We start from the raw sequence: 10238 nt of genomic DNA, 5'->3' as shown, positions 1-10238 counted from the left end.
CTGTTTGGCGGACCAACTCATTGCGTTCTCCTGTCGGTGCGTTGTCCTCGGGCCGCTACGATACCGCGGCAAGCACCGCTAAAGGTTTCAGAAAATCACCTTTTCGGTCACGTCGAATTTTCATTCGACCGCCACTGTCTGAAAAATCCAACACAAAACCCCAAGCCGCATCTGGATCAGTGCCGAACAGAAAAACGGCGCGTGACCGAAATCCCGCGCCGTTCATGTTCAATCCTGGTGCTCAACTTTTGGCCTGCAATGCCTTGGCCATTTGCAGATGATTTTGCAATTTGGGCAGGGTTTCTTCGGCGAACGCCTTGATTTCCGGCACGTCGGTGGTCTGTGCTTCCTGCTGCAACTGATCGATGGCTTCCTGGGTGGTCTTCACCTGACTGGCTGCATAGGCCTCATCAAAGGTCGTCCCATCCATGGCTTGTGGCATCAGGGCTTTGGCCTTTTCGACAATTTCTTCGCGCGGGGCGACGGGCAAATCCAGTTGCCTGGCGATTTTCGCCAGGTGCTGGTTCGCAGTGGTGCGGTCGTTGATGACGACGATGGTGTAGTCCTTGACCTCTTTGGACTCGGATTTCTGGTGCGCCAGACGACTGGCTTCGATGTCGGCCATGCCTTTGGCCGAGGCTTCGTCGATGAATTCGGCGGATGACTGGGCAAAGACGCTACTGGCAAACAGCCCCAATAACGTGGCAAAACTGGCATTACATAATCGGGTGGCCATCCGGTTCATGGTCGCGCCCTCCTTGAAAAGTTCAAACGGGAGCTTTCGCCCCCGCTTCTCAATCAAAACCACCCGCATCCTTTAGCGGGATTTCTGACCGCCCTTGCGGCCCATGTCGGGTTTCGCCGGGTCTTTTTCGACGGTCGTGGTGGTGGTTTTCCCACCCTTGCGACCGGCTTCAGAAGCCTTCGTTCGATCGTTGGCGAAATTCCCCGAGTTCGAGTTTCTTGAGCTAGGCATGATTCTCTTCCTCTTGGTGATAGTCGCGGCGAGCTGTAGCCCCCATAGAATCTGAAGTTGCGCGTCCCAAAAGGTTTAGAAAATTATGTGGATACTACGACGAACGGTGCCTGGTTTTCAGACCAGTCGCAGGTGATGCTCGCGTTTGGCGCAATACATCGCTTCGTCGGCATGCCTGAACAATTGCTTCTCTTCGGTGCCGTGATCGGGGTATCGGGCGACGCCGATACTTGGCTGGATGTTCAGGCTGTGCCCGTCCAGACGCAGGGGCTGGACCAGGACCTGACGGATTTTCTCGACCACGATGTCGGTATCGTCCGCAGCGCGAATGCTGTGCAGCAACACCACGAACTCATCGCCGCCGATGCGTGCCACGGTGTCGGTTTCCCGCACGCAGCCCTTGAGCCGGTTGGCGACCGCTTGCAGCAGCATGTCGCCGACCGCGTGGCCATGGGTGTCGTTGACGTGCTTGAAGCGGTCGAGGTCGACGTACAACAGCGCCATGCGCCCGCGGTCTTCCCGGGCCACTTGCAGTGATGCCTTGAGCCGGTCGCGCAGCAGTTCGCGGTTGGGTAACTGGGTCAGTTGGTCGTACTGGGCCATGTATTGCAGGCGGGCATGCAGTTGCTTGCGCTCGATGGCGGTTGCGACCTGGGCGCAGACGTATTGCAGCAGTTCCTTGTCTTGCTCGGTGTAGCGCTCGCCGCCCGGAATGCTTTTGACGATCAACGCACCGATGGTGCCGTTTTGCGAGTTCAGCGGCACACCCAGCCAACACGGCGCGTTCTGCTCGGTTACCAGCGCTTCGAAGCCGGCAGGCGGTGTGCACTGGTCCGGGGTCAACAGGATCGGCTGCCCCGTGCGGATCACTTCGGCGCACAGGCGCCCGGTCATTGTTCCGGGCTGTTCGGGCTGTGGCTCGTGGTCATCGACGTGATAAGGGAAATTCAACTGTGCGCAGCGCTCGTCGTACAGTGCCACGGAAAAATTCAGTGCCGGCAACCATTCGCCGATGATCATGTGGATGCGTTTGAACAACGCCAGCAGATCCTCTGCCGCATGGGCCGCCTCGGAAATCGCATACAACGCTGCCTGCCGGGATTCGGCCTGCTTGCGTTCGGTGATGTCGCGGGCCACCGCGATGCGCAACTGATCGTCCTCGGACCAACGCGCCGACCAGAGGATGTGCACCACGCGGCCATCCTTGCGCAGGTAACGGTTTTCGAAGTTGAGCTTGGGCTCGCCACCCATGATTTCCCGGGCGGCATCGAGGGTTCGCTGGCGATCGGCCGGGTGCACCATGTCGATCATCGGCTGGCCGATCATCTCATCCGCGCTGTAGCCGAATATGCGCTCGCACGCCGCACTGACAAAGACGAAGCGGCCCTGTTTATCCACCGCACAGACGGCGTCCAGCAACAGATCGATGTAGCTCGCCAGCGGCGCGGAATTTCGGTTTTCCATGATTCAGCGTGGGTGTCCCGATAATGCAGCGCTTATCAATCATCCCTGCCCTGTCGACCTTGCATCCTTGTGATCATATTCAAGCCTTGTTCGGCATCAGCCCCGGCAACGCATGGACCAGCGCGTTAATGGCGAAACCGATGAACATCACCCCGCACAACCGGGTGATTGCCAGTTCATGACGCTGGTACAAGCTGCGCACTCGCCGCGCACCGACAACGCCAATGAGAATAGTGTAGGCGAGCAACCCGCCGACGAAACTCAGGGCGATCAGCGCCGGCAGCATTGACCAGTTGAGCAGTTCCGCGCGGCTCGACAACAGTGCCGTGAACGTCGCCACGGCCACCGGATAGGCCTTCGGATTGGTCAAACCGAACAGAATGCCGTGCCAGAACGGTTGCCGCGCCGGCCCCCGTGGCGCATCAGCGCTGCTGCGCCGGGCGCGCACCGCACGCCAGCCGAGCCAGAACAGGTACAGGCCGCTGAGCACACCGAGCACGTCGAACGCGGTACTGCCGATCTCCCGCGCACCGACAATCGCGATCAGCGCCGTACTGCACCAGATCACATCGCCGAGCAAATGCCCGCACAGAAACCCCGCCCCGGCCCGTCGCCCATGGGCCGCGCCAATGCCGAACACCGCCAGCACACCCGGCCCGGGGGTGATGCCGTAGATAAAACCCGAGGCAAGCACGGCCATTAGCAACGATGGGGTCATGGGGAGTCCTTTTGAACGGCTTGGTGAATGGTCGCCAGTCTATATCAGGTCATTGCCTGTCGACTGAAACATCTCGACAGACGAACGGGCTGGCCCCGCCTCACTGATGACGGTGTAGTATGTTGTATTACAAACCACTACATCGAGACCACCATGTCAGTTATGTCCCTGCGCATACCAGACGAAATCGCCGATACCCTCGCGAGTCTTTCCAAGGCAACGGGCCGCAGCAAATCATTTCTGGCCGTGGATGCGCTGCGTGAATACCTGGCCCGTGAAGCGTGGCAAATCGAGGAAATTCAGAAAGCCTTGAAAGAAGCCGATGAAGGTGACTTCGCGACACAAGAAGAAGTAAACGCAATGGCTGACAAGTGGACGGCGAATGCGCGTTGAGTGGTTGCGTACGGCGTTAAAGAATCTGGATGACGAAGCCGCCTACATCGCCATCGAGAATCCAGAAGCTGCAGCAGATTTTGTTCGAGCGATTCTCGCCAGTGTCGATCACCTTGCCCGATTTCCAGCGACGGGTCGTGAAGGACGCTTACCCGGTACCCGGGAATGGGTCATGCCTGATCGCCCCTATTTGATTCCCTACCGGGTTCGCCAAGGTCGGCTTCAGGTACTACGAGTTTTTCATACGCGTCGCCTGCCACCTTCCAATTGGTAAAGGCCATTTTAGAAAAGCTTCTAGCGTTCGATCCCCTCCCCAATCCTCCGATTCAACCAGTTCAACGCCTGATCTCCACCCCGCCGTGTATGCCACGCCAACACAAAAGTGAACGATGGAATGTGAAACGGCGGTGGCACGACAACCAATGTGGACTCATCGATATCGCGCAAGCCTCGCGACGCGACAGTGAGGATCAGGTCCGTTCCGCTGATGAGCTCCGGGGCGACGCTCCAGTGCGGCAGGCTGATGGCGACACGCCGGCGTTYGCGCAATGCGGTCAGCGCCCGCTCGATTTCCGGGGTGCCGCTGCCGCGCATCTCCAGCAGGACGTGGGGGCGTGCCAAATAAGTGGCCAGGTCGAGGGCTCCGTCGACGGGCAGGCTTTTGCGGTCCAGCAGGCAGGCGTAGTGCTCTTCGAACAGCGGCGTGCTGCGCAACTCGTTGGGCATTTCCGGGAATACACCGGCGGCGACATCAATGTCACCGTTCAGCACCCCTTCGAGCATGCTTTCGCGGCTGCCATGGCTGATTTGCAGGTCAATGCCCGGCGCTTCGCGGCGCAACGCTCGGATCAGCCCCGGCAGGACAATGGCGGCGCCGTAGTCGGACATCGCCAGGCGGAAGGTGCGCTGGGTGGTCGCGGGATCGAAGGCGTTCGGCGCCAGCAGCGCTTGCACCTGGGCCAGGGCTTCGGCCAGCGGTGCCACCAGTTCCAGCGCTCGCGGAGTCGGTACTAGGCTGGCACCGGCGCGCACCAGCAGGGGATCGCCGAGCAGGTCACGCAATCGCGCCAGCGCATGACTGACCGCTGGCTGGCTCAAGTGCAGACGCTCGGCCGCCCGGGTCACGTGTTGCTCGCTGAGCAAGGCGTCGAGGATTACCAGCAAATTGAGGTCGATGCGTCGAAGATCATTCATCTGCTGCATGTTCTGAATAGCAAAACGGAATTTAAATCTGCGCGACGAATACCCTAGAGTCCAGCAAAACCTGTTGGGGATCGATCATGAGTACGTTGCATTGGGTGAGTCTGTTGGTGCTGGCAATGATTGCCGGGGCGGTGGTGCCGTTTCAGAGTGCGATCAACGTCAATCTCGGGCGCGGGTTGGGCCATCCGTTGTGGGCGACGCTCGCCTCGTTGCTGGTGAGTGTTGTGGTGTTGTTGCCGATCATCGTTGCAATGCGCTTGCCGTTGCCGTCACTGGCGTTCATCAGCAAGGCGCCGCTCTGGATGTGGGCCGGTGGCGCGTTTGGGGTGTGTTTTATTTCCCTGGCGTTGGTGCTGCTGCCCAAGCTGGGTGCCGCGGGGTTCATGGCATTGGCGCTGGCGGGGCAAGTGGTGGCGTCGTTGTTGCTGGATCACTACGGCTGGTTTGGGTTGGTGGAGCGGCAGGTCACCTTGCCGAAGGTGTTTGGGGTGGCGCTGTTGATGGCAGGGGTGGTGTTGATTCAGTTTAGTGACGCTGCGCAAAAAGCGATGACAGCGAATTCTTGAAGATCAAAAGATCGCAGCCTCCGGCAGCTCCTAYGGGGATGCGTGGTCCGAGCAGAAGCTGCCGAAGGCTGCGATCTTTTAAAACTTGTCGAGTGTGCGCAACTTCTGCGGCAACCCCCACAGCAACAGCGCCACCGCGATCAGTGCACAGACACCGATGACATACAGCGCCGGCGTGGTGCTGCCGGTCAGGTCCTTGATCCGGCCGACCATCACCGGGCTGACGATGCCGCCGAACTGGCCCAGGGTGTTGATCACCGCGATCCCGCCAGCAGCGCCCGCGCCGGCACCGGCCAGCAGTTTCGGCGGCAAGGTCCAGAAGCTCGGGATGGAGGCGATGATCCCGGCACCGAGCAGGCCCAACGCGACAATCAGGAAGGTCGTGTGGTTGGCGAAGATCCCCGCGCAGAAGAACCCGATCGCACCGACCGCCACCAGACCGGCGACAAACTTGCGGCGCTCGCCAGAAGCATCGGACAGGCGTCCAATCACCACCATGCTGATGGCACCGCAGATGTACGGGATGGCCGTCAGCAAGCCGATCATCACCGGACTTTCAGTGCCGGCGCTGCGGATCAGTTGTGGCGCCCAGAAATTCAAGCCGTAGGACGCCACCTGAATCAGGAAATAGATCAGGCCCAAGGTCAGGAAACCCGGAATCCTAAGTGCAGCGAGCAGCGAACCTCCGCTCTTGTGCGGCTCATGCTGGGCGATGCGGCTGGCCAGCAAGGTCTTCTCCGAAGGCGTCAGCCAATGGGCGTCTTCGATGCGGTCCTTGAGCAGGGTCAGCACCAGCAAACCGAGGCCGATGCACGGCACGCCACCGAGCAGGAACAGCCAGTGCCAGCCGCGCATTTGCAGCACTCCGTCGAGGTGTTGCAGCACAAGCCCCGAGAACGGCGCGCCCACCAGGCCGGCGAACGCCGACGCCAGGAACAGCATCGAGGTGATACGCCCGCGATAGTGCTGCGGGAACCACAGGGTCAGGTAGTACAGCACGCCCGGGGCAAACCCCGCCTCCATCGCACCGATCACGAAGCGCAGCACGTAGAACTGCCATTCGCTGTTGACGAACACCATGGCCGCCGTGGCCAGGCCCCAGGACATCATGATCCGGGCGATCCAGCGGCGTGCGCCGACCTTGTACAGCATCATGTTGCTCGGCACTTCGAAAATCACGTAACCGACCACGAACAACCCGGCGCCGAGGCCGTACGCGGTGTCGCTCAGGCTCAGGTCGGTCTGCAGCTGAAACTTGGCGAAGCTGATGTTGATGCGGTCGAAAAAGGCGAACAGGTAGCAGACCATGATCAGCGGCATCAGGCGCCAGGCGACTTTACTGACCAAGGCTTTTTCGGTGTCGTGGCTAACGGCCGGGCTCGCGCCGGCCTCCAGTGCATTCAGGCTCATTGCAGTTCTCCAGGCGGACTTCCCGTGGGTGTCCGATTGTTTTTGTTGTCTGGTTAAGGTGCTTTTTACTGTAGGAGCGAGCCTGCTCGCGATGACTGAGCCACATCCAACATTGATGTCGACTGCCTCACCGCTATCGCGAGCAGGCTCGCTCCTACAGGGGATTGGTGTCAGGTGGGGATCGGGTGCAGCTCACAATTGCGTCCGGCCTTGGCCAGTTGCCCCGGCACTTCATGGCCGAGCAGCGCCGGCATTCCTCGGGACAGTTTCAGCAGCAGCGGTAAATCGATACCCGTGTGGATGCCGACTTCATCGCACAGGTTCACCAGATCCTCAGTGCAGATGTTTCCCGATGCCCCCGGCGCAAACGGGCAGCCGCCGAGACCACCGAGGGCCGCGTCGAAGCGCCGGGCACCGGCCTCGTAGGCGGCCAGCACGTTGCACAGGCCGAGGCCGCGGGTGTTGTGAAAGTGCAGGGTCAGGTCCGTCGGGGACACCCGCTGCAGCACCCGGCGCACCAGTCGGTCGACCTGACGCGGGTTGGCCATGCCCGTCGTGTCGGCCAGGGTGATGCCCTGGATGCCGAGCTCCTGATAGGCCTCGACGATGTGCAGTACACGGTCCTCATCGATCTTGCCCTCGAACGGGCAGCCGAAGGTGGTGGCGATGCTGGCGTTGAGTCGCACGGCGCTGTCGCCGACGAACTGCACAATCTCGCCGAACGCGGCCAATGAATCTTCACAACCCATGCGCATGTTCGCCCGGTTATGAGTCTGGCTGGCAGACATCACCAGGTTCAGCTCATCGGCACGGCACGCCAGTGCCCGTTGCGCGCCTTTGAGGTTGGGGATCARCGCRACATAGATCACCCCCGGTTGCCGGGCGATGCCCTTGAACACCAGTTCGCCATCGCGCAGTGCAGGAATGGCTTTGGGTGACACGAACGAACCGGCTTCGATGCGGCTGAATCCGGCCTGCGACAATTGATCGATCAAGGCAATCTTGTCGTCGGTTTCAACCCAGGTCGGTTCGATTTGCAAACCGTCGCGCGGGGACACTTCCTGCACGRTCAGGCTATCGGAATAATCAGTGATCATTGCACCACTCCTTCGACTTTCAGGCGTTCGATGTCCATCGCGGTCAGGCCCAATTGCGCGAGGATGCCGTCGGTGTGCTGGCCCAGCCCGGGGCCGGACCAGTTCACGCCGCCGGGTGTCTCGGAGAGTTTCGGCACGATGCCCGGCATCTTCACCGTGGCGCCACCGGGCAGCTCGGCATTGAGCAGCATGTCCCGCGCCTGATAGTGCGGATCGGCGACGATGTCGGCCACCGAATAGATGCGCCCGGCCGGGACTTCGGCGGCTTCCAGGGCGTCCAGTACTTCGTCGATGGGCAGACTGCTGGTCCAGTGGGTGATGGCGGCATCAAGCAGATTGCTTTTGGCCGCACGCCCGTCGTTGTGAGCGAATTCCGCCGCCTCGGCCAGATCGGCGCGGCCGATGGTTTGCATCAGGCGCTTGTAGATCGGATCGCTGTTACCGGCGATCACCACGTAGGCGCCATCGGCTGTCAGATACGTGTTGGATGGCGCGATGCCCGGCAAGGCACCGCCACTGCGTTCGCGCACATGGCCAAGCATGTCGTATTCCGGCACCAGGCTTTCCATGACGTTGAACACGCTTTCGGCCAGGGACACATCAACGATTTGCCCGCCGCCCTGCCCGGTCTTGACCCTTAGCAGCGACATCAGCGCACCGATCACCGCATGCAACGAAGCCAGGGAATCGCCAAGGCTCACGCCAACCCGCGCCGGCGGCGAACCTGGCGTGCCGGTGGTGTAGCGGATGCCGCCCATGGCCTCGCCGATGGCGCCAAAACCCGGACGATCGCGGTACGGGCCGGTCTGGCCGTAACCGGAAATCCGCACCAGCGTCAGGTTGGGATTGAGCGCGTGCAACACGTCCCAACCGAGGCCCAGTTTCTCCAGGGCGCCGGGGCGCAGGTTTTCGATCAACACATCGGCGCTGGTCGCCAGTTGCTTGACCAGTTCGATGCCTTCGGGGGATTTGAGGTTCAGCGCCAGGGACTTCTTGTTGCGTGATTGCAGGTACCACCACAACGAGGTGCCTTCGTGCAGCTTGCGCCATTTGCGCAGGGGATCGCCCTGGCCCATGGCTTCGATCTTGATCACCTCGGCGCCGAACTCGGCCAGCATGCGCGCCGCAAATGGCGCGGCGATCAGCGTGCCGATCTCGATCACTTTGATCGCACTCAAGGGGGCAGTCATCGCGGGGTACCTCTTGTTCTTGGAATATGCGCCAAGGCTAGAGGACAGGGGGCTCGGGAATCCAACCTTCAGTTAGCAACGGGCGTTCGCGAAATGCGAACGCTCGACAAGAGGATTATCGCGACCTTCAGTCCGCCATCGCGAGCAGGCTCACTTCTACAGTTGATTCGTGGCGATCACACATCCCCTGTAGRAGYGAGCCTGCTCGCGATGAGGCCCGCCCATTCAGCCGAGAACTATCAGGCTGAACCCCGCAAATGCTCAAACAACATCCGGCTCACCGGCGACAGCAACGCCTCGTCGCGCACCACCAGAATCAACGCCCGGTCCGACCACTCGTCCGTCAACGGCACCGCGTGCAAGCCCAGTGCCCGGCCAAACAATTCATAGGCCCGCTGCGGAAGGATGCCAATCCCCATGTTGGCCTGGATCATCCGGCACATGGCATCGAACCCTGGCACATGAATGCGCACCCGCAACACCTTGCCGGCCTCACGGGCTGCGGCATGGGTACGCATGTTGATCGAACTGGCGGCATGCAAGCCAACGTAATCACTGCCCAGCGTATCGGCGAACGCCACGCTCGACCGGCTCGCCAATGGATGATGGGGCGGCATCAACACCACCAGTTTGTCCTGGCGATACAGCACGCTGTGCAGGCCCTTGATGTCACTGTCGATGGAACAGATCCCGAGGTCGGCCACCCCGTCGAGCACGCCCTGAATCACCCCGGCGCTGGGCCGTTCTTCGAGGTCGGTCTTGACCTGTGGGTGACGCTCGGAAAAATCCCGCAGGTCCTCGGGCAAAAACTGAATGATCGCCGACAGGTTGGCGAGCATCCGCACATAGCCGCGCACACCGTGGCTGTGCTCGCCCAGTTCAAGGCCCATTTTTTCGACGTTGAACAACATCTGCCGGGCATGGTGCAGCAGGGTTTCACCGGCCGGCGTCAGTGACATGCCCTTGGCCTGGCGCACGAACAGACTGATGCCCAGCGCCTCCTCCAGCTCCATCAAGCGCTTGCTCGCCGCCGAGACGGCGATCGCTTCACGCGAGGCGGCACGGGTCAGCGTGCCTTCTTCATGGACGGCGACGAACAGTTGCAGAGTGATCAGGTCGAGACGGCGGATCAGGCTTTTTTGCAGCATCGGGTACTCGGCGAAGTCGGCTCAGGCAAAGTCGCAGCATAGCGTTCTTCGCCCGCGTCGTGCCGTGGTCCGG

General features: G+C 61.0%; 13 protein-coding genes. 3 read left to right on the top strand and 10 right to left on the bottom strand.

The window, feature by feature from the left end; all coding sequences use genetic code 11:
- Positions 1–55 precede the first annotated feature (55 nt).
- The 5 genes from AC1DVH_RS20675 to AC1DVH_RS20655 all read right to left on the bottom strand — a co-directional run bounded on the left by AC1DVH_RS20675 (position 56) and on the right by AC1DVH_RS20655 (position 3158).
- Positions 56–226, bottom strand: a complete 171-nt coding sequence (locus AC1DVH_RS20675) for a hypothetical protein (protein WP_477755360.1) — start codon at positions 224–226, stop codon at positions 56–58.
- Positions 227–241: 15 nt separating this feature from the next.
- Positions 242–745 carry a DUF4142 domain-containing protein gene (locus tag AC1DVH_RS20670; RefSeq protein ID WP_477755359.1) on the bottom strand — a complete coding sequence of 168 codons (504 nt, stop codon included), beginning with the start codon at positions 743–745 and terminating at the stop codon, positions 242–244.
- Between the two features lie 72 nt (positions 746–817).
- Positions 818–976: a KGG domain-containing protein gene (locus AC1DVH_RS20665; RefSeq protein WP_477755358.1), complete on the bottom strand. Its 159-nt coding sequence runs from the start codon at positions 974–976 to the stop codon at positions 818–820.
- 117 nt (positions 977–1093) lie between these two features.
- Entirely contained in the window at positions 1094–2440 is a 1347-nt protein-coding gene (locus AC1DVH_RS20660) for a sensor domain-containing protein (protein WP_477755357.1), read from the bottom strand.
- Between the two features lie 79 nt (positions 2441–2519).
- The gene (locus AC1DVH_RS20655; RefSeq protein WP_477755356.1) at positions 2520–3158 is read right to left on the bottom strand and encodes a LysE family translocator; all 639 of its coding nucleotides are present in this window, start codon (positions 3156–3158) and stop codon (positions 2520–2522) included.
- 153 nt (positions 3159–3311) lie between these two features.
- Here AC1DVH_RS20655 and AC1DVH_RS20650 point away from each other — a divergent pair, with 153 nt between their 5' ends.
- Both AC1DVH_RS20650 and AC1DVH_RS20645 read left to right on the top strand, forming a co-directional pair.
- Positions 3312–3551, top strand: a complete 240-nt coding sequence (locus AC1DVH_RS20650; RefSeq protein WP_150727562.1) for a CopG family ribbon-helix-helix protein — start codon at positions 3312–3314, stop codon at positions 3549–3551.
- Positions 3541–3825, top strand: coding sequence for a type II toxin-antitoxin system RelE/ParE family toxin (locus tag AC1DVH_RS20645; RefSeq protein ID WP_477755355.1), 285 nt, complete (start codon positions 3541–3543; stop codon positions 3823–3825). Before AC1DVH_RS20650 ends, AC1DVH_RS20645 begins: the two co-directional genes overlap by 11 nt.
- 20 nt (positions 3826–3845) lie before the next feature.
- On the opposite strand, the gene AC1DVH_RS20640 is transcribed toward AC1DVH_RS20645, so the two are convergent.
- Positions 3846–4754, bottom strand: a complete 909-nt coding sequence (locus AC1DVH_RS20640) for a LysR substrate-binding domain-containing protein (RefSeq protein WP_477755354.1) — start codon at positions 4752–4754, stop codon at positions 3846–3848.
- Positions 4755–4831: 77 nt separating this feature from the next.
- Between AC1DVH_RS20640 and AC1DVH_RS20635 the strand changes: the two genes are divergently transcribed.
- On the top strand, positions 4832–5320 hold the full coding sequence (locus AC1DVH_RS20635) for a DMT family transporter (protein WP_477755353.1): 489 nt from the start codon (positions 4832–4834) through the stop codon (positions 5318–5320).
- 78 nt (positions 5321–5398) lie between these two features.
- Here AC1DVH_RS20635 and AC1DVH_RS20630 read toward each other — a convergent pair whose 3' ends face one another.
- The 4 genes from AC1DVH_RS20630 to AC1DVH_RS20615 form a co-directional block, all read right to left on the bottom strand.
- A complete protein-coding gene (locus AC1DVH_RS20630) occupies positions 5399–6730 on the bottom strand; it encodes an MFS transporter (RefSeq protein WP_477755352.1) in 1332 nt (443 codons plus the stop codon).
- 170 nt (positions 6731–6900) lie between these two features.
- Positions 6901–7827, bottom strand: a complete 927-nt coding sequence (locus AC1DVH_RS20625) for a hydroxymethylglutaryl-CoA lyase (RefSeq protein ID WP_477755351.1) — start codon at positions 7825–7827, stop codon at positions 6901–6903.
- Complete coding sequence (locus AC1DVH_RS20620) at positions 7824–9017, bottom strand: CaiB/BaiF CoA transferase family protein (RefSeq protein WP_477755350.1); 1194 nt, start codon at positions 9015–9017, stop codon at positions 7824–7826. Before AC1DVH_RS20620 ends, AC1DVH_RS20625 begins: the two co-directional genes overlap by 4 nt.
- Before the next feature lie 239 nt (positions 9018–9256).
- The gene (locus AC1DVH_RS20615; RefSeq protein WP_477755349.1) at positions 9257–10165 is read right to left on the bottom strand and encodes a LysR family transcriptional regulator; all 909 of its coding nucleotides are present in this window, start codon (positions 10163–10165) and stop codon (positions 9257–9259) included.
- Positions 10166–10238: the final 73 nt, after the last annotated feature.

This window comes from Pseudomonas sp. P4_C3, from assembly GCF_056402075.1.
The sequence above is the reverse complement of the archived record's forward strand: the minus strand, read 5'-3'. Positions and strand labels throughout refer to the sequence as shown.